The 24,840-nt window shown below is 62.7% G+C and carries 23 protein-coding genes; 9 read left to right on the plus strand and 14 right to left on the minus strand.

Annotated elements, in window-relative coordinates; genetic code table 11:
- Together NKK51_RS04900 and NKK51_RS04905 are read right to left on the minus strand one after the other, a co-directional pair.
- Positions 1 to 603: an ANTAR domain-containing response regulator gene (locus NKK51_RS04900; RefSeq protein ID WP_013530455.1), complete on the minus strand. Its 603-nt coding sequence runs from the start codon at positions 601 to 603 to the stop codon at positions 1 to 3.
- 82 nt (positions 604 to 685) lie between these two features.
- A complete protein-coding gene (locus tag NKK51_RS04905; protein ID WP_352551528.1) occupies positions 686 to 2,755 on the minus strand; it encodes an oxidoreductase in 2,070 nt (689 codons plus the stop codon).
- Positions 2,756 to 3,035: 280 nt separating this feature from the next.
- Here NKK51_RS04905 and argE point away from each other — a divergent pair, with 280 nt between their 5' ends.
- Positions 3,036 to 4,196 carry an acetylornithine deacetylase gene (argE, locus tag NKK51_RS04910; RefSeq protein WP_352551530.1) on the plus strand — a complete coding sequence of 387 codons (1,161 nt, stop codon included), beginning with the start codon at positions 3,036 to 3,038 and terminating at the stop codon, positions 4,194 to 4,196.
- 6 nt (positions 4,197 to 4,202) lie between these two features.
- Here argE and NKK51_RS04915 read toward each other — a convergent pair whose 3' ends face one another.
- The 9 genes from NKK51_RS04915 to NKK51_RS04955 form a co-directional block, all read right to left on the minus strand.
- Positions 4,203 to 5,159 carry a LysR family transcriptional regulator gene (locus tag NKK51_RS04915; RefSeq protein ID WP_127267113.1) on the minus strand — a complete coding sequence of 319 codons (957 nt, stop codon included), beginning with the start codon at positions 5,157 to 5,159 and terminating at the stop codon, positions 4,203 to 4,205.
- A 151-nt stretch (positions 5,160 to 5,310) separates the two neighbouring features.
- On the minus strand, positions 5,311 to 6,801 hold the full coding sequence (locus NKK51_RS04920) for an aldehyde dehydrogenase (protein WP_352441988.1): 1,491 nt from the start codon (positions 6,799 to 6,801) through the stop codon (positions 5,311 to 5,313).
- Positions 6,802 to 6,821: 20 nt separating this feature from the next.
- The gene (locus NKK51_RS04925; protein ID WP_352551532.1) at positions 6,822 to 7,496 is read right to left on the minus strand and encodes a DUF1028 domain-containing protein; all 675 of its coding nucleotides are present in this window, start codon (positions 7,494 to 7,496) and stop codon (positions 6,822 to 6,824) included.
- 5 nt (positions 7,497 to 7,501) lie between these two features.
- Positions 7,502 to 7,918, minus strand: coding sequence for a RidA family protein (locus tag NKK51_RS04930; RefSeq protein WP_023809426.1), 417 nt, complete (start codon positions 7,916 to 7,918; stop codon positions 7,502 to 7,504).
- Positions 7,919 to 7,960: 42 nt separating this feature from the next.
- Positions 7,961 to 9,235: a flavin-containing monooxygenase gene (locus tag NKK51_RS04935; protein ID WP_352551534.1), complete on the minus strand. Its 1,275-nt coding sequence runs from the start codon at positions 9,233 to 9,235 to the stop codon at positions 7,961 to 7,963.
- A gap of 203 nt (positions 9,236 to 9,438) precedes the next feature.
- Positions 9,439 to 10,140, minus strand: a complete 702-nt coding sequence (locus tag NKK51_RS04940) for an ABC transporter ATP-binding protein (protein ID WP_352551536.1) — start codon at positions 10,138 to 10,140, stop codon at positions 9,439 to 9,441.
- On the minus strand, positions 10,133 to 10,918 hold the full coding sequence (locus NKK51_RS04945; RefSeq protein ID WP_352551538.1) for an ABC transporter ATP-binding protein: 786 nt from the start codon (positions 10,916 to 10,918) through the stop codon (positions 10,133 to 10,135). Before NKK51_RS04945 ends, NKK51_RS04940 begins: the two co-directional genes overlap by 8 nt.
- Complete coding sequence (locus tag NKK51_RS04950; RefSeq protein WP_352551540.1) at positions 10,915 to 12,090, minus strand: branched-chain amino acid ABC transporter permease; 1,176 nt, start codon at positions 12,088 to 12,090, stop codon at positions 10,915 to 10,917. The genes NKK51_RS04945 and NKK51_RS04950 overlap by 4 nt, the downstream gene beginning before the upstream one ends.
- A gap of 1 nt (position 12,091) precedes the next feature.
- Positions 12,092 to 13,009 (minus strand): branched-chain amino acid ABC transporter permease, encoded by a 918-nt coding sequence (locus NKK51_RS04955; RefSeq protein ID WP_023809431.1) that lies wholly within the window; start codon positions 13,007 to 13,009, stop codon positions 12,092 to 12,094.
- A gap of 193 nt (positions 13,010 to 13,202) precedes the next feature.
- Here NKK51_RS04955 and NKK51_RS04960 point away from each other — a divergent pair, with 193 nt between their 5' ends.
- From NKK51_RS04960 to NKK51_RS04995, 8 genes are all read left to right on the plus strand, one after another.
- Positions 13,203 to 14,333, plus strand: coding sequence for a branched-chain amino acid ABC transporter substrate-binding protein (locus NKK51_RS04960; RefSeq protein ID WP_352551542.1), 1,131 nt, complete (start codon positions 13,203 to 13,205; stop codon positions 14,331 to 14,333).
- 93 nt (positions 14,334 to 14,426) lie between these two features.
- Positions 14,427 to 15,521, plus strand: a complete 1,095-nt coding sequence (locus NKK51_RS04965; RefSeq protein WP_352551544.1) for an ABC transporter ATP-binding protein — start codon at positions 14,427 to 14,429, stop codon at positions 15,519 to 15,521.
- Positions 15,518 to 16,417: an ABC transporter permease gene (locus tag NKK51_RS04970; RefSeq protein WP_031212568.1), complete on the plus strand. Its 900-nt coding sequence runs from the start codon at positions 15,518 to 15,520 to the stop codon at positions 16,415 to 16,417. Before NKK51_RS04965 ends, NKK51_RS04970 begins: the two co-directional genes overlap by 4 nt.
- Entirely contained in the window at positions 16,414 to 17,202 is a 789-nt protein-coding gene (locus NKK51_RS04975) for an ABC transporter permease (RefSeq protein WP_128303911.1), read from the plus strand. The genes NKK51_RS04970 and NKK51_RS04975 overlap by 4 nt, the downstream gene beginning before the upstream one ends.
- 104 nt (positions 17,203 to 17,306) lie before the next feature.
- Positions 17,307 to 18,338, plus strand: coding sequence for an extracellular solute-binding protein (locus NKK51_RS04980; protein WP_023809436.1), 1,032 nt, complete (start codon positions 17,307 to 17,309; stop codon positions 18,336 to 18,338).
- Positions 18,339 to 18,394: 56 nt separating this feature from the next.
- On the plus strand, positions 18,395 to 20,005 hold the full coding sequence (locus tag NKK51_RS04985) for a GMC family oxidoreductase (protein WP_352551546.1): 1,611 nt from the start codon (positions 18,395 to 18,397) through the stop codon (positions 20,003 to 20,005).
- Positions 20,006 to 20,086: 81 nt separating this feature from the next.
- Positions 20,087 to 20,476 (plus strand): hypothetical protein, encoded by a 390-nt coding sequence (locus tag NKK51_RS04990; RefSeq protein WP_155930552.1) that lies wholly within the window; start codon positions 20,087 to 20,089, stop codon positions 20,474 to 20,476.
- 176 nt (positions 20,477 to 20,652) lie between these two features.
- Entirely contained in the window at positions 20,653 to 21,780 is a 1,128-nt protein-coding gene (locus NKK51_RS04995; protein WP_128303908.1) for an NAD(P)/FAD-dependent oxidoreductase, read from the plus strand.
- On the opposite strand, the gene NKK51_RS05000 is transcribed toward NKK51_RS04995, so the two are convergent.
- From NKK51_RS05000 to NKK51_RS05010, 3 genes are read right to left on the minus strand one after another with little or no spacing between them, the layout of a single operon-like run.
- Positions 21,770 to 22,591 carry a carbohydrate ABC transporter permease gene (locus tag NKK51_RS05000; protein WP_352551548.1) on the minus strand — a complete coding sequence of 274 codons (822 nt, stop codon included), beginning with the start codon at positions 22,589 to 22,591 and terminating at the stop codon, positions 21,770 to 21,772. The genes NKK51_RS04995 and NKK51_RS05000 overlap by 11 nt on opposite strands.
- A 2-nt stretch (positions 22,592 to 22,593) precedes the next feature.
- The gene (locus NKK51_RS05005) at positions 22,594 to 23,460 is read right to left on the minus strand and encodes a carbohydrate ABC transporter permease (RefSeq protein ID WP_352551550.1); all 867 of its coding nucleotides are present in this window, start codon (positions 23,458 to 23,460) and stop codon (positions 22,594 to 22,596) included.
- Between the two features lie 56 nt (positions 23,461 to 23,516).
- Positions 23,517 to 24,812: an ABC transporter substrate-binding protein gene (locus NKK51_RS05010; RefSeq protein WP_352551551.1), complete on the minus strand. Its 1,296-nt coding sequence runs from the start codon at positions 24,810 to 24,812 to the stop codon at positions 23,517 to 23,519.
- Positions 24,813 to 24,840: the final 28 nt, after the last annotated feature.

Here is a 24,840-nt window from a genome sequence, read left to right on the forward strand (position 1 = left end):
TCATTCGTCCTCCGCCGGTCCCAGCAACCCGGCGGCAGTCACCAGGCTCTGGGCGATGTCGCCGATCTTGCGGTTCTGGTTCATCGCCGTCTTGCGCAGCAGCGTGTAGGCGGCCTCTTCGGAGAGGCCGCGCGACTTCATCAATATGCCCTTGGCACGATCGATCACCTTACGGCTCTCGAGCTCGCCGCGAACCTCTTCCAGTTCGCGCGCCATGCGCGAAAAAGCGTTGAAGCGGCTGACCGCCATGTCGAGAATCGGTTTGACGCGCTCTTGCCGCAGACCGTCGACGACATAGGCCGAAACGCCGGCATCGACCGCCGCCTCGATCGAGGCCTGGTCCGAGCGGTCGACGAACATGGCGATCGGCCGTTTTACGGCACGCGAAAGCTGGAACATGTTTTCCAGCATGTCGCGATTCGGGTTTTCGAGATCGATGACGATGACATCGGGCTCGATCTCGGCGATCCGCCGCGCAATGCCGGTCACATCATGGATGACGGTGACCCGCTCATGGCCGGCCTCGCGCAACCCCGCCTCGATGATCGCGGCGCGGATGCGGTTTTCGTCGATCACCAGGACGGCGAGTGCGGTTCGAACCATGCCTGCATTGTGACCAAGCGAAGGAATTGTGCAATGCGGTATGGTTGAACAACCCGAGATTCGCTAACCGCGCCGCAGGCGCCTAATCCGCCGTCAGCGCCGTGACCTCGCGGCGGAAGGGCAGTGCGTCGCCGATATCGGCTTCGTCCAGCTCGCGCGCGAAGCGGTGGCCGGCGTAGGTTGCCCAGGCGATCGGACCCGGCGCCTCGGCATCGCCGATGATTTTGATCGAACGGATGCCGCTATCGGCCCATTCATTCCGCCGCGCCTTCAGCTCGCACCAGACGCCATCGTCCTGTTGGCGCGACGTCACGAGCACGACGGCGTCCGCGGCGATGTCGCGTTGGCCTCCCGTATAGGCACACGCAGTGGCAACCCCACCCGCCACGATGCGGGTCACAGTCCGATTCAGCACGATATCGACGCCGAGTTCGGCCAGCCGGCGGTGGATGGCGCCCTGCTCCAGCGTGTTGCGGGTCCAGTCGGACACATAGGCCGACGGTGTCACCAGCGTCACCTTCGCGCCCTGGCGCGCCATCAGCTCGGCCAGAACGCCGCCCATGTAATAGTGATCGTCATCGAACAGCACGACAGTGCCGGTCGGCACATTGCCGCCCATCAGATCGTCCGGCGTATAGACCGGCATGGCCGGGTCCGCCGGCATCGGCACGACATGCGCGCGCGCCACGCCGTCACGGCGCCATGTCGATCCGGTGGCAAGCGCAATGTTCTGAAAGCCGAAGTCCAGTATCTCCTGCGCCGACAATCGGCTTTCGAAATAGACGTCGACATTGGACATCTGGCTGATCTGGTACTGGCGGTAGTCGCGCACGCGTCCCCATGCCGAGAGACCGGGCAAGCGGCATTCGCGCGCCACGCGGCCGCCGAGTTCGGTGCCGGCTTCGGCGATGGCCACCTGATAGCCGCGCAGGCCGAGCGCACGCGCCGCCTCCAGCCCGGTCGGGCCGGCGCCGACGATCAGCACGCTGTCGCTGTCGCCCTTGGCCTGCATGCGTTCGGGATGCCAGCCCTTGCGCCACTCTTCCATGAAGGTCGGGTTCTGCGTGCAGCGCGAGATCGACATGGTCATGTCGCCGGTGATGCAGATGTTGCAGCCGATGCATTCGCGAATGTCCTCGATCCTGCCCTCTTCCACCTTCTTCGGCAGGAAGGGATCGGCGATCGACGGGCGCGCGCAGCCGATGAAATCGAGTGTACCGGACTTGATCATCTTCACCATCACATCCGGCGAGGTGAAGCGGCCGACACCGACGACCGGCTTGGAGGTCAGCGTCTTGATGCCGGACACCAGGCTCTCCTGCGCGCCCTCCTCCTTGAACCGCGACGGCCCCGAACAATCCTCCCACGCGCCATGCGCCAGGTCCCAGAGGTCTGGCAGGTCGGCGTGCATCTCGATCATGTCGCGCACTTCGGAGTTGGCGAAGCCAAGCTCGCCGATCATCTCGTCCAGCGACAGCCGCAGCGTCAGGCCGCACGTGTCGCCGATAGCATCCCTGCCCTCTTCGATCAGCTCACGCATCAACCGCGAGCGGTTTTCCAGCGAGCCGCCATATTCGTCGCTACGCTGGTTGGTGGCGGTGGACAGGAAGTGCTGGATGATGCCGAAGCCATGCGCGCCGTAGAGGCAGACCAGGTCGAAGCCCGCAAGCCTGGCACGCTTGAATGCATTGCGGTGCCAGCGGCGCAGGTCGCGTATATCCTGCTTGTCCATGGCGCGCGCCTGAACCGGATCGTTGGTGAAGGTCCGGATTGGCAAGGCCGATGGCCCGCGCGGCACTTCCTTGGTGTAGAGGTTCGGCCCGTTGATGCCTGAATAGGCCAGCTGGATACCGGCCAGCGCGCCATGCTGGTGCATGGCCTTGGCCATCTTCGCCAGTGCCGGGATATCGGCATCGTCCCACAGCCTGAGCTCGATGAAGGGCGTGATCTCCGAAGTATGGTGCATCTCGGTCTGCTCGGTGAAGATGACGCCCCAGCCGCCTTCCGACTTGATGCGGCGCATCTCGGCTGCGGCCGAAGGGTCGCGGTAGCCGCCGCCATTGCAATGCGGAACCTGGTAGAAGCGGTTCTTGGCGGTCACCGGACCGATCTTCACGGGCTCGAACAAAATGTCGTAGCGCGAATCGCGCATGGAACGTGCCTTCCTGCCAGCGTCGCCTTGCACATGCCCGATTATGGTTTCGAGCCAAGGTGCAAGCCGGCCAGCCCAGTGGGTTGATGCCGTGAGACCATTCATAAATTGCGACAAGCGCCGGGAAACAACAGATTTCTTCTGTGCCGGTTAGGACGCGCCTAACCGATCAGCACTGCCTGGATTAGCATCCGCTGAATCCCGGCTGAGCCAAATGCGACTTCAAGGCCGCCGCCGCGCGATGTTAGATAGCGCGCACGCCCAATGAGACACAAGACGCATGGACAGCATCCAGATCCTTGAAAAACTGATCGCATTCCCGACGGTGAGCCGCGACTCGAACCTCGCCCTCATCGGCTACGTGGCGGACCTGCTGGACGCGCATGGTATTGCTTGCCAGATCATCCGAAGCGAGGATGGCCACAAGGCCAATCTGTTTGCCACCATCGGGCCGGCCGACGCTTCCGGCATCATGCTGTCGGGCCACACCGACGTCGTTCCCGTTGAAGGCCAGAACTGGACGCTGCCGCCCTTCGAGATGACCGAGCGAGACGGCAAGCTCTACGGACGCGGTGCCGCCGACATGAAGGGCTTCGTCGCCTGCGCGCTGGCCGCATGTCTCAAGGCCTCGAAAATGACACTGCGGACGCCGCTGCATTTGGCACTCTCCTACGACGAGGAGATCGGCTGCATTGGTGTGCGCAGCCTGATCGACATGCTGCAAGCAGCCCCGCAGCGGCCCTTGCTGTGCATCGTCGGCGAGCCCACCGACATGCAGGTGGCGACGGGCCACAAGGGCAAGCTTGCCGCACGCGCGCTCTGCAAAGGCCGCGAAGGCCATTCGGCGCTGGCCCCGTTGGCGCTCAATGCCATCCATCTCGGCTGCGATTTCGTCGCCGCCTTGCGCCGCGAGCAGGATCGGCTGGTGCGCGATGGCGCCCGCGACGGCGACTACGACATTGCCTACACGACCGTCCATGTCGGCAAGATCAACGCCGGCGTGGCGCTGAACATCGTGCCGAACCTCTGCCAGGTCGACTTCGAGATCCGCAATGTCGCGGCCGACGATCCGCACGAGATTCTCGACCGTCTGCGCAAGGAGGCTGCTCATATTGCATCCGAAGCCTCGGCCACCGCCCCCGAGGCGGCGATCGACATTGACATCACCAACACCTATCCCGGCCTGGACACGCCGGCCAGTTCGCGAGCCGTCGCTTTCATCAAATCGCTGACCGGCGCCAACAACACCATCAAGGTTGCCTACGGTACGGAGGGCGGCCTGTTCAGCCGCGATCTCGGCACGCCGACGGTCGTGTGCGGACCGGGATCGATGGCGCAGGGACACAAGCCGGATGAGTTCGTCAGCGTCGAGCAGATGCGCCGCTGCGACGGCATGCTGGAAAAATTGCTGCAGCGGCTTGCCGACCAGCAGTTGGCTTAACCGGGGCTACTTCTGTGGAAGTGCTGCCTGGCCGACAGCCCGCTCGGCGCCGAACACGCCTTGCTCGACGACGAAATGCCGGCAGTGGTCGATGAACGCCTGGACGGTTTGCGTGCGGTGTTCGGAACTGGGCAAGGCGACGCCCATGGTCAGCGGCCGCAGATCGCCGTCCAACGGCACGAAGACCAGCGGCTTGCCGTCCGGCGCCAGCGTGTTGAGCGGCCGCATATTGGCGATGCCGTAGCCGAAGCCGTTGGCCACCATGGAACGCATGACGGCGATGTCGCCGGTGCGCTCGGCAATGTTGGGCCGGATTCCCCGCTGATGGAATGCCGACAGGAAATATTCGCGGCTGAACGGCAGGTCGAGCAGCACCATCGGCTCGTCGGCCAGTTCTTCCGTCGTGATCGACGCCTTTGCCGCGAAGCGATGCCCCGCAGGCAGCATCACATAGGCCGGCACCAGCATCAGCGGCTCGAAGGTCATGTCCTGCGACAGTTCGAGATCGTAGGTCAGGGCAAGGTCGATTTCGCCGCGCTGCAGCATCTCAAGCAATTGTCCCTGATTGCGCTCGAACTGGCGCACGCGCACATCGGGATAGGCACGCTCGAACCGCATGCGCAGCGCCGGCAGGACGATCTGCGCGAAGGTCAGCAGGCATCCCACGGCCAGCGGGCCGCGCACCTTTTCGGCAAAATCGCCGGCGACGTCATGCAAGGCATCGGCGTCGTTGAGCAGCCTTGCGGCTTCCTTGAGGAAGATGCGGCCGCCGGCCGTGAGCGAGAGACCGTGCGAATGCTTGCGGACAAAAAGCTGGACGCCGAACTCGGTTTCCAGTTGGGCGATGGAAGCCGAAATCGACGGCGGCGAGACATTGACCTGTTCGGCCGCCTTGGCGATGGAGCCGGCTTCGCCCACGGCGACGAAATATTCCAGCTGTCTGAGCGTGAAGCGTAGCGGCATGGCTGGCTATGTTGCCGGTTTGAGGGCTTCGATCAAGCCTAATGCATGTCGCGCAAAAGTGGCCCCGGTTTTGCGCAAACGACATGCATAGAGCAAAGGCCTAAAGCGCATCGCGTGAATCCGTTCAATCGCGATGCGCTTTAGGCGCCCATCAGTACTTGATCCATGTCGTTTTGAGCGCGGTGTATTTGTCGAGCGCATGCAGCGACAGGTCGCGGCCGAAGCCGGATTGCTTGAAACCGCCGAACGGCGTCATCGGGCTCAGCGCGTCGACCGTGTTGACGGAAACCGTGCCGGCATGCAGCCGGCCCGCGATACGATGCGCGCGCGACAGGCTGTCGGTCCACAGCGATGCGGCCAGCCCATAAGGGCTGTCATTGGCGATGCGGATCGCGTCGGCCTCGTCGTCGAAGGCGATGACCGAAAGCACCGGCCCGAAGATCTCGTCACGGGCAATCGGATCGGCAGGCGCGACATCGTCGAAGATGGTCGGCTGGACAAAGCTGCCGCGCCCGTTGACCGTGACCAGGTCGCCGCCCGCGACCAGGCGCGCGGTTTTCTTGCCGGCCTCGACGAAGCGCATGACGTTGGCGGCGTGGCGACTATCGACCATCGCGCCCATTTTCGAAGCCGGATCGAGCGGATCGCCGGGCTGCGTGACCGCCGCACGTTGCACCAGTTTCTCCACCAGAGCATCCTTGATGCCGCGCTGGACGAGCAGGCGTGAATTGGCGGAACAGACCTCGCCCTGGTTGAAGAAGATGCCGAAGGCCGCCATGTCGGCTGCCGCGTCGAGATCGCCGCAATCGGCAAAGATGAGGTTCGGGCTCTTGCCACCGGTCTCCAGCCAGACCTGCTTCATGTTCGACTGGCCGGAATACTGCAGGAACATCTTGCCCACGGCGGTCGAACCGGTGAAGGCGAGGCAATCCACATCCATATGGCGGCCAAGCGCCTGGCCGGCGGTTTCGCCAAGGCCGGGCACGACATTGAGCACGCCTGCAGGCAGGCCCGCTTCCATTGCCAGTTCCGCCAGAAGCAGGGCCGACAAAGGCGACTGCTCGGCGGGTTTGAGCACCACCGAATTGCCTGCCGCCAGTGCCGGCGCGCATTTCCACGTCGCCATATCGAGCGGGAAATTCCAAGGCACCACCGCGCCGACCACGCCAAGCGGTTCGCGCCGCACCAGCACCAGATCACCTTCGCCGGTCGGCGCCACTTCGCCATAGATCTTGTCGATGGCCTCGCCATACCATTGAAAGATCGCTGCCGAGCCGGGGACGTCGACCGCGGCCGCATCCCTGACCAGTTTGCCCATGTCGAGCGATTCCAGCAGAGCCAGTTCATGCAGGTTTTCGCGCAGCAATTGCGCCAGCCGCAGCAGAACCTCCTTACGGTGCGCCGAGCTGGTCCGCGACCAGACGCCGGTGTTGAAGCTGCGCCGCGCTGCGGCAACCGCCAGATCGATGTCTTCCTCACCGCAGGACGCCACTTCGGCCAGCACCTCGCCAGTTGCCGGATTGACGCTGGCGAAGGTCCGGCCCGAACGCGCCGCAACCGTCTTGCCGTCGATGAACGCCTTGTCGCGAAAACGGATCGCGGACGCCTTGCCGATCCAGTCCTTGTGGCTGAGTTCGCTCATCGCAGGTGACCCTGTCTTGACTATTCGTCTCCCGGCACGCCGTAGCTCGGCGCATCGGATGGGTTTATGGCGCGGGTCACATAGGCATCGAGCTGCGGCTTGTAGAGTTCCCACAGCGTCGCCAGCTGCTCGATCGGGCAGTCATCGGTCCAGTCACAGCGCAAATCGGCGACCGGCCACGCAACCTCGCGCACCAGCTTCATGCCGGCGGAATGGACAGGACCAGCCTCGCCGCCCGCTTTGAGCGCGGCGCGCATGGTCCCGATGAGGCGGTCGCCGAGATGCCCCTCGGACGCCAGGAAGGCCTCGACCATGGCTTGCGGAACGCCGTCATGGGCCAGCATGTTGCCGCCGCAGGCGACATTTTCCGCACGCGCCTCCGCCCAGATGCCAAGCGCCTTGGGACCCGAATGGATCGCGGTCTTTCCGGCGGCATCGACAGCCAGCACCTGCCGGTATTCGGGATAAGCGCCGGTGCGCTTCAGGATGGCAACCGCCTCAGCGGCCGACGCACCGCGCGCCAACAATTCGAGACCTCGCAGCCCCAGCGTCGGATCGGTGACGTTCTGGCTGGCAATGGCGCCGGCACCAGCCTGTGCATAGGCGCAGCGCGCGGCGACAGCAGGCGACGAGGAGGATACTGCGACTCCGAACATGCCGGTGTGGCTGCACCGCGCGACAATGGAAAAGGTCATCGCCGTCAGTCCGGGATAACTGCGGTGCCGTCGATCTCGACCAGCCAGTCCGGCCGCGCCAAGGCCTGCACGACAAGGCCGGTCGAAACCGGATGCACGCCTTTGATGTACTCGCCCATGGTGCGGTAGACGGCCTCGCGATGGCGCACATCGGTGATGTAGACCACCACCTTGACCAGGTGCTCCATGGTGCCGCCGCACTCCTCGATCAGCTGGCGGATGTTCTGCATGACCTTGTGCGTCTGCTCGACCGGATCATGGCTGTCGATATTCTTGGCCGTGTCGAGATCCTGCGGACACTGGCCGCGCAGGTAGACGGTCCTGCCGCCCCGCGTAACGACCGCCTGGCACAGATCATTGTCGAGTTTCTGCTCGGGATAGGTGTCCTTGGTGTTGAACTTGCGAATTCTTGTATGCGCCATCTTGGTCTCCGTCAGTCAGGCTCGAGGTCGGGACGTCCGTTTCTATGCTACCCTGGTCTCGCGCTTTGCGGACGCATGGTAGGCCAGGTACTTGCGCTGCGTGGAGATATGGTCTGCCACATGCTGTGCGTCGTGCCAGACGCCCCAGATGAAGCTCGACCCCCGCCGCGATTGCCACGGCAGGCCCAGGAAATAGATCCCCGGCTCGGTCGACACGCCGCGCTGGTGCTTCGGCTTGCCCTTTTCGTCAAACACATCGACTTTCAGCCAGTTGTAATCGACGGTGAATCCCGTTGCCCAGATGATCGAACCTATCCCGGCTTCCGCCAGGTTCAGCTCGAGAATGGGATCAGTCATGCATCGAGGGTCCGGTCCGATCTCGCGGGCCGCGGGCTCCTCGGGAAGGTCGAGGCCGTTGCGAGCGACATAGGCGTCGGCCTCGTCCAGCACCGACATGTAGTTCGCATCGCCGCGCGCGATATTTTTAGCCAGATCCGGAGCGAAGGTCATGACCCCTTCCTTGTAGGACTCCGTCCGGCCAACCAGCGTCATCCCTTGCGCGGCAAGACGCCGGAAGTCGATCGTCTGGCCGCCCCGCGCGCCGCTCACCGCGATGGTGACGTGTTCGGTGCCAGGCGCCGGCGCTTGGGCGTCCCATTTGCCCAAAACCCCCAGCCACCAGCAGAAGTCACGCTCGCGATAGGCCCGCGGCGGCCGATCATGCGGCCCGACCGAGAGGTAGACGCGCCGTCCCGCGCGCTGGAGTTCGTCGGCGATCTGCACCCCCGAGGACCCGGAGCCGACCACCAGCACCGCACCTTCGGGCAACTGGCCCGGATTGCGATAGGCGCTGGAATGGATCTGCATCGCTCCGGCATCCCCGGGGACAACCGCCGGAATGACCGGATGCTGGAAAGCCCCGGTAGCGGCAACCACGCTCCTGGCCTCGATCACGCCATCCGAGGTTTCGACCCGGAAGCCGGGACGGCCGACAAGCCTTTCCACGCTCCTGACCTCCACGCCGCAGCGGATGGGGGCAGCGATCATGCCGGCGTAAGCGACAAAATAGTCGGCGACCTTCTCCTTGCCGACAAAGGCGTCGGGACCGGCGTCCGGAAATTCCATGCCGGGAAAACGATCATGCCAGGCGGGACCATTGGCAACCAGCGAGTCCCATCTTTCGGTACGCCAGCGTTCGGCGATGCGGCTCCGCTCGAGCACGAGATGCGGCTCCCCGCACTTGCTCAGATGCTCGCTCATGGCCAGCCCCGCCTGGCCGCCGCCAACAACAAGCGTGTCTACCGTTTCGACTGGCATTTCAGCGGCCCTTTCTGGCTCTCCCCGGGAGTGTCTGCGGATGCGGCGGAGATCTGATCGTTGGTTTACTGGAGGCACCGGGCAGCGAAAATTATGATTTCATGTGGCAGTGGTTAGCTTGTCCCTAAATGCCGGAAAGCATGGCCGAAGATGTGGAGCGCGGGGCGTGGATCATCACTGTCGAGACAGAAGAAACGGACGGCTCAGAGATAAAGGCTTCTGGCCGCCTTGGACGAGAGCAGCTCCTTTGCCGGTCCTTCCTGGGCGACCTTGCCCTTGACCAGGACATAGCCGCGATCGGCGATGCCCAGCCCCATTTCGGCATTCTGTTCGATCAACAGGATGGTCGTGCCTTGGCGATGGATTTCCCTGGTGATCTCGAAATACTCGCCGATGAGTTTCGGCGAGAGACCGAGCGACGGTTCGTCCATGATCACCAGCTTTGGTTCGCCGATCAGCGCGCGCGCCAGCGCCACCATCGCCTGTTCGCCGCCCGACAGAGTCCCGGCCACCTGGCGCAGCCGCTCCTGAATCCGCGGGAACAGCTTGCACATCTTGTCCAGCTGCACCGCGAAGTTAGGCCCTTTGCCCGACACTGCGTCATAGCCCAGCCGCAAATTCTCCATCACGGTCAGGCCGGGGAACAGCCGGCGCCCTTCAGGAACGAGGCCGACGCCGAGCGACGCGAGGTTTTCCGTGCCGAGCGTCGCCATGTCCCTGCCCATCACCTCGACCTTGCCGCGCTGCGCCCGCACGACGCCGCAGACGGTCATGAAGGTTGTCGTCTTGCCGGCGCCGTTCGGCCCCAGCAGGCAGACCAGTTCGCCGGGACGCACGCTCATCGCCACGCCGCGCAGCATCGGCACCGCGCCATAGGAAGTATCGACATCCCTGAGCTCAAGCATGGGCGACCGCCTTCCCGAGATAGGCTTCCTGGACGCGCGGGTCAGCGCGCACCGCCGCGAAGTCGCCCTCGGCGATCTTGCTGCCATAGTCGATGCAGGTGACATGCTGCGGGAACGCTTCGACCACCCGCATGTCGTGCTCGATCAGGATCACCGACAGAGCAGGGTTTTGTACGCGCAGCCGCGTGATGTCGGCCACCAGTGCGTCGGTTTCCATGTCGTCCATGCCGACCGAAGGTTCGTCGAGCAGCAAGAGCTTGGGCTGTGATGCGAGCGCGCGGGCAATTTCCAGCCGCCGCCTGTCGGCTTGGGCCAGCGTGCCCGCTGGCCGGTAGCGTTGTTCGAACAGGTCGCCGGAGCCGAGCTTGAGCAGGGTTTCGGCCTTTTCCACGCAGGCCGCCATCTCACGGCGCGACGCGCCGGGCCGAAACAGCGCGGTCAGCACGCCGGTCCTGGTGCGGGTGTGCATGCCGATGATTACGTTGTCGAGGACGCTGAGGTCGGAGAACAGACGCGACGACTGGAATGTGCGGGCGATGCCGCGGTCGACAACTTCGTAGGACGGGCGGCCGGTGATCTCGGCGCCGTCGAAGGTCACGCGACCGGAGGTTGGCCGGTAGACGCCGGTCACGACATTGAACAGCGTCGACTTGCCGGCGCCGTTCGGGCCGATGACGGCGAGCACCGCGCCCTTGTCGATCGACAGGCTGACATCGTTGAGCGCGACCAGGCCGCCGAAGCGCATCGTCAAATTCTCGACCTTGAGAAGCGCGCTCACGGCTCGCCTCCGTAGCGCCGCATGCGTTGCGGGAACAGACCTTGCGGCCGGATCATCAGGAAGCCGATGATGACGACGCCGAAGAACAGCAGGCGGTAGTCGGCGAACGCGCGCAATTTCTCCGGCAGGATGGTCAGCAGGAACGCACCGACGATGACACCGAAAATATTGTCCATGCCGCCGACGATGACCATGGTCATGATGGTGACGGAGACCAGGAAGGTGAAATTGTCGGGAGAAATGTAGGACACGTAGAAGGCGTAGATCGTGCCGGCAAAAGCGGCGAGAAAGGCATCGACCGCGAAGGCCAGCACCTTGAACCACGCCACGTTGATGCCTTGCGCCTGGGCGGCGATCTCGTCGGCGCGCAGCGCGTTCCAGGCCAACCCGATGCGCGAGCCGTGCAGCCGGTGCGCGGTGACGATGGCGACGACGACCAATGCAGCCGACAGATAATAGAAGTTCGCCTGGCTCGGCAGCTTCCAGCCGAAGATCACCAGCGGATCGGCAAAGGAATGGCCGAACAGGCTGGGCGCCGGAATGCCGACCAGTCCGTTCGGTCCGCCGGTCCAACTGAAATTGTTTAGCAATTGCTGGACCACGACACCGAAGGCGATGGTGACAAGCGCCAGATAAGTGTCGCGCGTGCGCATCGACGGGATGCCGATGATGAAACCGAACAAGGTCGCGGCCAGCGCCGCGACCGGCAGCGTCAGCCAGAAGCTGACGCCGAAATTGATCGCCAGCAGCGCCGACACGTAGGCGCCGATGCCGTAGGAAGCGCCGGTGGCGAAGTTCGGGATGTTGGCGCTGCCGAGCTGGAAATTGAGCGCCAGCGCCAGCACGGCATAGAGCTCGGCGACGATCAGCAGATGAAGGATATAGGTGTTCGAACCGACGAAGAACGGAAAGGCCAGGACGATGACGGCCGCAGTGATCATCGCCACGAGCGGAACCTGGGCAAAGCTCGCCAACGCATAGTCGGCGATCCACGGCAGCCTCTCCAGCAGATAGAAACCGAGGCCGAGCAAGGCCAGCAGGCCGACTACCTGCCAGCCGCCGTCGACTCTGAGGATGAGGTACAATAACGCTGCCCCGATGATTTGCGAGGCGATGGCGAAGACCGTGGCCGCGGCTATGCCCGGCACGTCGGGTGAAGCACGACCCTGCATGCTAGACTTTCTCCATGACGGTGCGCCCAAGCAGGCCGGCGGGGCGGAAGATGAGCACGGCGATGACCAGCAGGAAGACGAAGACCAGCCGGTAGGAAGCGCCGTCCGGCACGAATGTCTGCGCCAGCACTTCGATGCCAGCAATGATCAGTCCGCCCAATATGGCGCCCGGCATCGAGCCGAGGCCGCCGATCACCGCGGCTGAAAAGCCGAGCAGGCCGGCCATGACGCCGAAGTCGAACCGTGTCACGCCGGCATAGCTTGCGAACAGAAGTCCGGCGATGGCGCCGATAGCCGAGGCAATGAAGAATGTCGCACGGAAGACGCGTGCATCGCGGATGCCCATCATGCGCGCTACGACCCGGTCCTCCGAGGCCGCCCGGATGCGCAGTCCGAGCGGGGTCATGCGCAGGAAGACAAACAGCATGGCAACCAGCGCGACGGTCAGCACCACCACCAGCAGCGCGAACCAACTGATGGCAACGCCGGAGATTTCGAAAGCCATGCCCGACACCAGGCGCGGGAAGGCATGCGGGTTCGATCCCTGCGGATAGAGATGGCGGATCAGCTCGCGGATGACGATGCCGAGCGCCACCGTCGCCACCAGCGCCATCATGGCGGGCGCATCGCGGAAGCGCCTGATGACCACCTTGTCGAGCAGGACGCCGATTAAACCGACGGCGAGCACGGCGACCGGAACCGCAAGCACCAGCCAAGCGGGCCCCGAGGCGCCAAGAGCGGTCGCCAGCGCCTGGGCAAGCGCCAGCGTGATGAACGGCGCCGTCATCGCGACATCGCCATGCGAGAAATGAATGACGTTCAAGACACCGAAGATCAGGCTGAATCCGATCGCCAGCAAGGCATAGATGCAGCCAAGGGTTATCCAGTTCACCAGTTGCTGGACAAGCAGTTCCGCCATGCGGTCCGTCTCTCGATTGAAGCCGACAGGTATCAACCGCCATCCCGGGCGGACAGAACGAATCTCCGAACTCACGAGTCACAATTTCCGAATTTCGTCACTGAATACGCGCCCGTACACTGATGATCAGCCGACGATCACGATCGGCCGGGTCGCTACGACGGCGGCAGATAATTCTGTTTGAGGTGGAACCATGCAAAACAGGCGCAGTGCGCTTATCCGCGTATCGTCAATTCTGGCCGGCTCTCTGTTTGCCATCGCCCTGGGCGCCGCCCAGGCGCAGGCCGACCAGATCAAGCTCGGCTTCATCGGGCCGCTCTCCGGCGGCAACGCCCAGCAGGGCCTCGGCGCCCGCAACGGCTTCCTGCTCGCCATCGAGCAGGCCAATGCCAGCGGCTACCCGCACCAGGTGGAAGGCGTCGTGCTCGATGACGCCTCCGATCCGGCCGTCGGCGTTTCGGCGGCGCAGAAGCTGGTCAACGATCCCGCAGTGGTCGCGGCAACGGGGCATTGGAACAGCTCGGTCGCGCTGGCGACGATCCCGGTCTTCAACCGCTCGCAGATGCCGTTCATCGTCTGGGGCGCGGTCAGCCCGAAGATCACCGAACAGAACTTCCCGAACGTGACCCGCGTGACGCCGACGCTGGTCAACGAGAACAAGCCGCTGGCCGAAGCCATCGCCAAGCAAGGCAAGATCAAGAAGATCGCCATCATCTCCGACACCACCGACTACGGTGCGGCCAACACCAAATGGTTCGGCGATTTCTTCAAGGCGGCCGGCGGCGAGGTCGTTTCTTCGGATGCCGCGGCTGTCGGCACGACCGATTTCCGCGCCATGCTGACTACCGCGAAGGCAGCGTCGCCCGACGCGGTCTATTTCGGCGGCGTCGTCACCGAAGCAGCGCTGGTGCGCAGCCAGATGGCCGACCTCGGCATGGGCAATCTGCCGACGTACGGAATTTCAGGCATCTACGACCCGAAATTCATCGAGATCGCGGGAGCTGCAGCCGAGGGCACTATCGCCGGAACTCCGGCCGTCCAGTCGAACCCCAAGCTGGAGGAATTCAACAAGGCCTATGAAACCAAGGCTTATCCCGATCCTGCCGGCTCCTATGCGAAATATGCCTACGAGGCGACGCAGATCCTGCTTCAGGTCATCAAGGAAAAAGGCCTCGACGACAAGGAAGCGCTGAGCAAGGCCATTCGTGACATCCACCACGACGGCATTCTGGGAGACGTCTCGTTCGATGCCAACGGACAGACCAACATGGCCATCGACATCGACATGTTCGTCGTCCGCAGCGGCGAATGGGAGAAGATGTAACTACCTGATCGACGCCGCGCCCGTTCTCCGTGGCGCGGCGTCGATCACCTTCATCACCGAGCTCGCAAAAAGTCCTGACCGGAGCGCCTGACCATGAATGACGAGGCCGGCCACGGCGCACCTCGAAAGGCCGTCGAGATCAAGGGCGTCTCCAAGGTGTTCGGCACCTATCAGGCGCTGAAGCCTGTTTCCTTCGACATCTACGACAACGAGTTCTTCACGCTGCTCGGCCCGAGCGGCTGCGGCAAGACCACCCTGCTGCGCATGATCGCCGGTTTCGAGCAGCCGACGGCGGGGCAGATTTTCCTGCACGGCTCGGACATACAGGGACTCCCCCCTCATAGGCGGCGGGTCAACACCGTCTTCCAGAGCTACGCCCTGTTTCCGCATATGAGCGTCGAACAGAACATCGGCTTCGGGCTCGAAAACCTCGGCTGGTCAAAGGACCGCCGCGATACGCGCGTCGCCGATATGCTTCGTCTCGTCCATATGGAGGCCTTTGCCGGGCGCAAGCCGCAGCAATTGTCGGGCGGCCAGCGCCAGCGCGTGGCGCTCGCCCGTGCCTTGGCGCCAGAACCGGAAGTGCTGCTGCTAGACGAGCCCCTCTCGGCACTCGACCTGAAGCTGCGCCAGGCCATGCGTGACGAACTGCGCATCCTGCAGCGCAAGACCGGCATCACCTTCGTCTTCGTCACCCACGACCAGGAAGAAGCGCTCGACATGTCGGATCGCATCTGCGTTCTCGGCGATGGCGAGATCCAGCAGCTCGGCACTCCCGCGGCAATCTACGAGGAGCCGTCGAACCGCTTCGTCGCCGACTTCATCGGCGAGACCAATTTCCTCGACGCCGACGTGATCACCGTGGACGGCGAGCAGGCGACCGTCAAGACGCAGCTCGGCATGACCTTGACCGCTTCGCACAAGAAAGCGGTCGCCGGCCAGAAGGCCTTTATCTCGATACGTCCGGAAAAAATCAGCCTGCCCGCCCAGGACAACCCGATCGCTGTCGACGGCACGATCATGAGCACCAACTACCTCGGCGGCTACACATACTATCTGATTGAAGCGGGCGGCACCAAGCTGCGCATCTCCAAGCGCAACAGCGTCAGCCGCGGCCAGATGTTCGAAATCGGGCAATCGGTAAAAGTTGGCTTTGCCGCCGAATCCATGCGGATCCTCGGCGCATGAAGGCACCCACAAAAACTCCTGACTGGAATGTCCTCGGCCTGCTGCCGGCCCATCTCATCATGCTGCTGACGCTGATCATCCCGATCGGTATCATCATCGTGGTGTCGTTCTCGACGCGCGGACCTTACGGCGGGTTCGAATATGTGTTCACCACCGCGCCCTACAAGCAGCTGCTGTTCAACGAAGGCTGGACCGGCGAGCTGGAGTTCAATCCGCAATATCTCATCGTCGTTGCCAGGACGCTGGTCCTGTCGGCCGTGACAACATCGATCTGCCTGCTTCTGAGCTTCCCGGTCGCCTATTTCATCGCGCTGCAGCGGCCGGCGATCAAAGTGCTGCTGATCTATCTCGTCACGCTGCCATTCTGGGTTTCAATGATCGTGCGCGTCTATTCCTGGATCATCATCCTTGGCAAGGATGGTGTCGTCGAAAAGACCCTTCGCGGTCTCGGCCTCGTCGACAACATGGACTCGCTGCTGTTCGGCAACACCGCCATGCTGCTCGGTCTCGTCTACAGCTACATTCCGCTGATGATCCTGCCGATCTTCGCCTCGATCGAAAAGCTCGACCCTGCGCTCATCGAGGCGTCGCATGATCTCTATGGCAACCGCCTCACCACATTGCGCCGCGTTATCCTACCCCTCACCCGGCCCGGCATGATCGCCGGCGCGATCCTGGTGTTCGTTCCAAGCCTCGGCGCGGTCCTGGAGCCGACCCTGCTCGGCGGCGGCAAGACCATGATGATGGGCAATCTCATCCAGCTGCAGTTCGGTGGCGCCCGCAACTGGCCGCTCGGCGCCGCCATCGCCATCGTGCTGATGGCCGCGGTCATGGTCTTCCTGATTTTCCAGGGTCTGCGCTCGATGCGCACCGAAGGCCTGGAGCGTGCGGCATGAACGCGGACGATGATGTCAGGCGCTATCCGGGCTTCGGTCTCTTCAGCGCGATCTTCTTCGCCTATCTCTATTTGCCCATCGCCGTCGTGGTGTTCTACTCTTTCAATGCGAACCGGATCGTCTCCAATTGGGGCGGCTTCTCATTGCACTGGTACGCCACCGCTTTGTCCAACGCGAACCTGATGACGGCGGTGAAGACTTCCCTGCTCGTTGCCGCGGTCGCTACAGTCGCCTCGACGCTTGTCGCGTTGATGGCGGCATTGGTACTGGTGCGCGGCCGCGATGTCCGGTTCCGCCGGATCTCCGAAGCGGTGGTGAACCTGCCGCTGCTCCTGCCCGAAATCGTCGTTGCTGTCGCCGTCCTGATCCTCTTCTCCGAGATCGGGCTCGCCAACGGAATGGTGAAGCTGATGATCGCCCACACCACTTTCTGCATCCCGTTCGCCTTCCTGCCGATACGCGCCCGCCTACAAGGGATGGACCTCGATCTGGAGGAAGCGGCCCGCGATCTCTATGCCACCGGCTGGGTCGCCTTTCGTCGCGTCACGCTGCCGCTCATCCTGCCCGGTGTGTTCGCCGGCGCCATGCTCGCCTTCGTCATCTCGATGGATGATTTCATCACCAGCAACCTGTTGAATTCCGGCGGCGCCACCACGCTGCCGGTCTACATTTTCTCGCTGATCAAGCAGGGCGTGTCGCCGCAGCTCAACGCAATCTCGACCTTGATCATGATTGTTTCGGTGGTGCTGGCGACCGTGGCCTTCCTGCTCCAGCGACGGCAGTAGCAGCGGCGTAGTTTTTCCTAATCAAGGCGTCGGGCAAATCGAATTTATCGAACCCGACGGTTTGTTATCGTCGCCCTTGGGAGAACAACAAACAGGGGAATGACATGACGACTAAAATTGCAGCGCTCGCCATGGCCGGTGCCATGAGCCTCGCCTTTAGCGTGCCCGCTCTCGCCGAGGGCAGCCTGGCCATCTACGCATGGGCGGATTCCATCTCGCCCGAGATGGTCACGAAATTCGAGAAGGAAACCGGCATAAAGGTCACGGTCGACGCCTTCTCATCCAACGAGGACCTGCTGACCAAGCTGCAGGCCGGCTCGTCGGGCTACGACATCGTCACGCCTTCGCAGCACTTCGTGAAGATCATGATCGATAGTGGGCTGCTCGAGGATTTCGGCGCCAGCTCGATGGCGGCCTACAGCCAAGTCCTGCCGGACTGGCAGAAACCGTGGTGGGATGCGACAGGCAATCATTCGATCCCGCTCGCCTTCGGCAATGCCGGCTACACCGTCAACCGCGACCTCTACAAAGGCCCGGTCGACAGCTGGAAGACCTATTTCGAGCCACCGGCGGAGCTGCGCGGCAAGATCGCCAGCCTGGCGCAGCCCGACGAAGTCATTCCGGCAGCGGAAAACTATCTCGGCATCAAATATTGCAGCGAAGACCCGCAGGAGATGAAGCGCGTGCTCGACCTCTTGCTGGCGCAGAAGCCATTCGTGGCGGCCTATTCCAGCGACAACATCGAAAACCGCATCGGCAGCGGCGAGGTTGCCGCCCATTTCTGGTGGGACGGCAACACCATGAGGCTTCGCCGCAACGACAAGGCCAATGTCGAATACGCGATGCCGAAAGAAGGTCTGGTCGGCTGGCTGGATTCCTATGTCGTGCCGAAGGGCGCGGCCAATATCGAGAACGCCAAGAAGTTCATCGATTTCATGACCCAGATCGACAACGCGACGGCGCAGTACAATTATTACGGCCACTCTTCGCCGGTGAAGATCGACGAGAGCAAGGCGCTCTACAACAAGGAGAACGCTCCGGAGCTGTTCCCGACCGTTCCCGTCAAGATGGGCCAGGCCTGCTCGCCGGCGGCGCAGGAACTCGTCACCAAGGTCTGGACGCAGCTTCTGCAATGAGCCGCTCAGCCGGGGCGCGCGCCGCCCCGGCATCTCCATTCTCAAAGGGGCTGGCCATGCAGACCGAAAATCTTGACTACGACTACATCGTCATCGGCGCAGGCTCGGCCGGTTGCGTCCTTGCCAATCGCCTGAGCGCCAACCCGTCCCACAAAGTGTGCCTGATCGAAGCCGGCGGCAGCGACAGCGGCCTGCGGGTCAAGGTGCCTGCCGGCATCCTCTCGCTCTACGGCAATCCGAACTATGACTACTGCTATGTCGGCGTGCCTCAGCCCAACCTCAACGACCGCAGGATTCCGGTCAATCGCGGCAAGGCGTTGGGCGGCTCCAGTTCGATCAACTCGATGGTCTACATCAGGGGCGCCGCGCAGGACTATGACGAGTGGTCGCGACTCGGCTGCGCAGGCTGGGCATTCAGCGACGTGCTTCCCGTCTTCAAGAAGCTCGAGCGCAACCTGCTTGGCCAGGACCCGCACTACCACGGTACAGGCGGGGAACTGCTGGTCGACAAGCCGCGCGATCCGAATGTGCTGTCGTCGATGTTCGTCAAGGCCGGCAACAATGCCGGTCTTCCGGCCAACAGCGACTTCAATGCCGAAAGCCAGTTCGGCCTCGGCATCTACAATGTCACCCAGGATCGCGGCCAGCGCTTCAGCAGTTTCACCGCCTTCATGCGCCCGGTGCTCGATCGCAAGAATCTCACAATCCTCAGCGAATGCGAAGTGATCGACCTCGATATAGCCCAGGGGCGCGCGACAGGGGTACGGGTGCGGCACAAGGGCGAGCAGAAGACGCTGTCGGCCCGCCGCGAAATCGTGCTTTCGGCCGGGGCCATCAATTCACCGAAGATCCTGCTGGCGTCCGGCATCGGCGCAGCCGCCGAGTTGCAGGCGATCGGCATAAAGCCGGTTGTCGATCTGCCGGGCGTGGGCAAGAACCTTCAGGACCATATCGACGGCATGATCACGGTCCGCTCCTCGAGCACGAAGACGCTCGGCCTGTCGCTGCCCAACTTGCCCCGCGTGCTGGCTGCGCCTTTCCGGTACTTTGCCGGCCGCAAGGGCATGCTCACCACCAACTATGTCGAAGCCGGCGGCTTTGCCCGGACGAAATATGCGAACGGCATTCCCGACATCCAGTTCCACTTCGTGCCCGGCTATCGCAGCCATCGCGGCAAGCTGGTGGAGTACGGCCATGGCTACGCAATCCACACCTGCGTGCTCAGGCCCAAAAGCGTCGGCGAACTCAAACTGTCAGGCCAGGCATCGAAGCGGGATGTGCTGATCGATCATCGCTTCTTCTCGAACGACGAGGATGCCAGGGTGTTGGTCGAAGGCATCAAGATCGCGCGTCAAATCTTTGCCGCATCCGAGTTCGACCCGATCAGGGGGACGGAGATGCTGCCGGGCAAGGATGTTCGCAGCGATGACGAGATCCTCGCCTATTTGCGTGCCGAAGCGCTCACCGTCTATCATCCGGTGGGGACGTGCAAGATGGGGACCGACGCGATGGCCGTCGTCGACCCGGCAACGCTCAAGGTGCGCGGCATCGGTGGCTTGCGGGTCGCGGATGCGTCCGTGATGCCGAAGCTGATCGGCGGCAACACCAATGCCCCCAGCATGATGATCGGGCAGCGGGCAGCGGAGATGATCCTGGGCCGGGGATAATTTCTGTAGCGCAACTCCAGGAAAGGCGTACAGCGGCCTTCCTTCAGTAGCCGCGCAAAAACAATAAGTTGGAGCGGTTCAGTGAATCAAACATTGAACCGCTACCTTTTGCAGCTGGGCTGCGGCGGGCACGCGCCATCGAATTCAAGCGGCTTGATCGTCCCGCTCATCCGCCTCGCCGTTGATCTCGCGCAGCAGCCTTTCGATGTCGGCCTTCGCGAACCGCTGGCGAAACCGACGGTCGAAGGTCGTGAAGATGCCGACGAAGGAGTTGGCGCAGTGCTCCAGCATCGTATCCGCCTCCTGCGCGGAGATGCCGAGTTGCCCTTGCAGAAAGACGATGAACTTTCGCCGCGCGTCTGGGTTCTGAAGCACGACCTTGGCAGGGCCGCCGAGATCGCGGTTGGCATCAATGCAACGGGACGCAAACAAATTGCGCTGCGTGCGCCACACAACGCAAGTTTGAATTGAACCCAGCAGCCGATGAACGGCATCGGTCTGGACATCTCGTTCTATTTGCTCGGCGGTGGAGTGACATGTCATGCTTGTGGTGACATCTCATGCTGGCGGCGCCTTCGGTGGGTCCGCAATTCTGGTGAGGCCTGCTTGCACGTCCTGCATTGTTCCCTAGGGTCTGGCGACTGACGATGGAGGTCCCCGACGAGAAAGTCGATTGCATCGTCATCGGCGCCGGCGTCGTCGGCCTGGCGATTGCGCGGCAGCTGGCGCTCGATGGACGCGAAGTTCTTGTCGTGGAGGCCGAGGACAGCCCCGGGCTGGGCACGTCGAGCCGCAACAGCGAGGTCATCCATGCCGGCATCTACTATCCGAAGGGCAGCCTGAAAGCGCAGCTATGCGTCGAAGGAAAGAACGCGCTTTACCGCTATTGCGAAGCGCGCGGGATTCCGCACAAACGCATCGGCAAGCTGATCGTCGCCGCCAGCGACGCGGAATTGCCGATTCTGGAGGGGATCCGGACCAAGGCTGCGGACAATGGTGTTGCGGACCTGGAGATGCTCAGCCGCTCGGATGTGGAACGCCTTGAGCCTGAACTGGACGTTGCCGGCGCGCTTTTGTCCCCAAGCACGGGGATCGTCGACAGCCGCGCGCTGATGCTGGGGCTACAGGGCGATGCCGAGAATGCCGGTGCCACCTTTGCGTTTCGCGCGCCGGTTCTCGGCGGGAGCGTCGACGAAACGGGCTGCGAGCTCCAGTTTGGAGGCGATATGGAAGGCTATAGGATCGCCGCAAATCTGGTCATCAATGCGGCCGGATTGTCAGCCCATCTCGTTGCCCGAAGCCTCGCGGGCGGGCATGGCGGCAAAATCCCAGATGTCACCTACGTCAAAGGCAATTATTTTGCGCTTGGACGCCGCCCGTCCTTCAACCATCTTGTTTATCCGGTTCCGGAACCAGGCGGCCTCGGAGTTCACCTGACGCTGGATATGGGCGGATCGGTTCGTTTCGGGCCGGACGTCGAGCCCGTCGATGAGGTCGGCTACGCGGTCGACCCAACTCGGGCCACGCCATTTTACGCGGCCATCCGACGCTATTGGCCGGGGCTGAGGGACGGGGAACTGGAGCCGAGCTATTGCGGGCTGCGGCCTAAAACGAACGGGTTGCAGTTCGGCGATTTCGACATTCTGGCAGATTCGTCCGGACGGCTGATCAGTCTTTTCGGAATCGAGTCACCTGGCCTGACAAGTGCGCTCGCCCTGTCGGATAGGGTTGTCCAACTAGTCAGAACGACGAACTCGTCTTGCCTTAGCCTTTGACCGCTCCAGCGGTCATGGATCCTGATATCTGCCGATACATCACAAGACCCAGCAAGGCCGGCGGCAAGGCGCCCAGCATCATGACCGCGGAAGCGGTTCCCCATTTTACGCCGCCGCCGCTTGCGGCGAAAAAAAACGATGCGCCGACCGTCATCGGGACGGCACGGCTGGTTGTCAGCATGAGGCCGAAGAGGAACTCGTTCCAGGCAGTGATGAAGCCGAAAATGAAAGTTGTGACGAGCGCCGGTCGGATGACGGGCCGGACGATCATCATCATCACCTGCAAGGAGCTTGCGCCATCGACTTTCGCCGCCTCGTCGAGTTCGACCGGCACATCGGAAATCGCGTTCACCAGGATGACGAGCGCAAGCGGCGCGTTGACGATCGTCAGGATGAGCCCGAGCCCGATCCGTGTATCGAGCAGGCCCAGCCACTGGTACATCATGTAAAGCGGGATCGCGAAGATGATCAGCGGCACGGCGCGAAGGTTGATGACGATCGGCAGGACCAAGCGCTTTCCCGCCTCGCTGCGCGCGATCGCATAGGCAGCCGGGAACGCGAGCACGATCGCAAGGCCGGTTCCGATCAGCGCCGCCACGGTGCTGTTCAGCAGATAGGCGTAGATGTTGAAGCGGCTGGTCTGCGTCATGACCTCCAGATAGTTGTCGAGTGTCGGCCGACTGATCCACAAGCCGGGGTTCGTCGAAAGCTCGCGCTGGCTTTTGAGCGATGTGATCAGCGTCACGATAATGGGGAAATTCATCGCCAGCACGGCGATGGCAAAAACGACCCAGCGCAGAGCCTTCATCATCGTCAACCCTTCCTGCGGCCGGCAAGCCGGTTAAGGCCGTGGAGAACGATGAACGAAGCCAGAAACAGGACAACCGAAGCGGCGACCGCCTTGCCGATGGCGCCTTCCTTGAAGAAGGCCTGGTAGATGTAGATCGACAAGGAGGTTGTCGAGCCGCCAGCGCCACTGCCGGTCAGCGCATAGACATTGTCGAACACCCGGAAACCATCGATGAAACGGATGAAAAACGCGATGACCAGCGTCGGCTTCATCAATGGCAGGTCGATCCAGCGGACGATCTCCAGGGGTGATGCGCCGTCGAGCGAGGAGGCTTCGCGCACGTCGAGCGGTATGGCCGAATAGGCCATGTAGAAGAGCAGGAAGGCGAAAGGCGTCCATTGCAGCGTTTCCACGACAACAAGGGTGCGGAAGGCATTGTTGATGTCGAGGAAGGCCGGGCTGTCGCCAAACCACTCGAAGAGATAGTAGGGAACGGGGCCGGCGAATTCATGCAGCACCAGCCGGTACATGAGACCGACCATGGCCGGCGCGACCATCAGCGGCAGCATCAACGGTGCCATCAGGACCGGACGCTTGCTCAGAAGCGGCGCCAGGAAGATGGCAAGGAAAAGACCGATCAGACATTCGGCCAACGCGGTCAAAAGACCGAAGCGCAGAGAGAACCAGGCCGAGCTCCAGAATTCGCGGTCGTTCAACACCGCGACATAGTTACCGAAACCGCTCAACACCGGACTGCGCAACGTTTCGAATGTGACGGTCGAAACGGAATAGATCAGATTGACGATCGCCGGAAAGCCGAGAAACAGAAGCAGGAAGCCGACCAGCGGCGTCAGATACATCCTGCCTTCGGCACGTGTCACAAGGGCCATGTCGATCCGCCAAACACGCCGGATACCGGGCCTCGGCCCGGCGTCCGGCCAATAATTTACTTCTTCAGAAGGTCCTGCATGCCCACCTTGGTGTGGGCGAGCGCATCCTCGAGGCTCTGCTGGCCGGACCAGTAGCCAGTGAACTCCTTTGCCTGCAGCTCATAGACCGGAAGCGCATTCGCGGACGTCGCCCCGGTCATGACATAGCCGTACTTGCTGGCGAATTCGCCGAGCTTGACGAGGTCGGGACGTTCCTTCGCAACCTTGCCGACGACATCGGGAGACAATGCCGGCGAACCGCCGCTGCGCGCATAGAGCAAGGCCGCATCCTCGGTGGCGAGCCACTTCAGGAACTTGACGGCGCCTTCCTTGTTCGTGGCGTTCTTGTTGAGGCCCAAACCAAGGCCGTGAATATGATCGGCGCGTCCGTCGGGACCTGTCGGCGGCGCGACGATCCCGGTCACCTCGGCGACGGCCGGGGATTTTTCGGTGCTGGTCAGATCCGCCGCCGCGGCATTCCACTGCAGCGCCGTTGCGGCCTGGCCGGATGCGAAGGCGGCGTTGGTTTCCGCATATTCGTAGCTCAGCGAATCCTTGGGCGAAGACCCGGCATCATAGAGTTTCTTGTAGAGCTCAAGGCCGGTCTTGTAGGCATCGGAATCCACCGTGACATTGCCGTCCTTGTCCATCCAGTCGCCGCCGTAGGAGCGCGGCAGGGACTGGAAGACCATCATGTTGAACAGCAGGTTCTTCATCTGCAGGACCGTGCCATAACGCACCGGGCTGTCGGGGTTCACCTGCTTGGTGAAATAGAGGGCGGTGGCCGCCCAGTCGTCCCAGGTCCAGCTGTCCGGGTCTTTCGGCTGCAGCGGCTTGCCGAGATATTTCTGGGCGATTTCACCATAGGTCTTCCTGGCGGCGTCATCCCTGATCAAGGCGTCGATGAGATCCTTGCGGTAGTACATGAAGTGCAGCGAAAGGTCGGTCGGTACGCCGTATTGCTTGCCGTCGAACTGCATCGTCTTGAGAACGGATTCGCCAAAAACCTTGGCCGCGTCCGCGCCAAGATCGACCGGCTCCATATAAGGCGCGTAGCGACCGAGCGAGTAGGTGGCGACGAGGTTCACGTCGAAGGCACTGGATCCGGCCGCCATGTCGGCCTGCAGCTTGTCGTAAAAGCCTTCGCGGTTGAAGAACAGCAGCTCCACCTTGTCGGCATCACTGGCCTGCTTGTTGTAGGTTTCCACGGTTGCCCGCAGTGCGGTTTCCTCGGAGCCGCCAGGCCAGCCGAGCACGGTCACGGTTGCGTTGGCAGAGGTCGGCAAAGCCGTCCCCGCAAGGAGGGTGGCCATAAGCGCAAAAGACGTCCTGCTCAATTTC

Source organism: Mesorhizobium sp. M0011 (genome assembly GCF_040324155.1).
Lineage (GTDB): Bacteria > Pseudomonadota > Alphaproteobacteria > Rhizobiales > Rhizobiaceae > Mesorhizobium.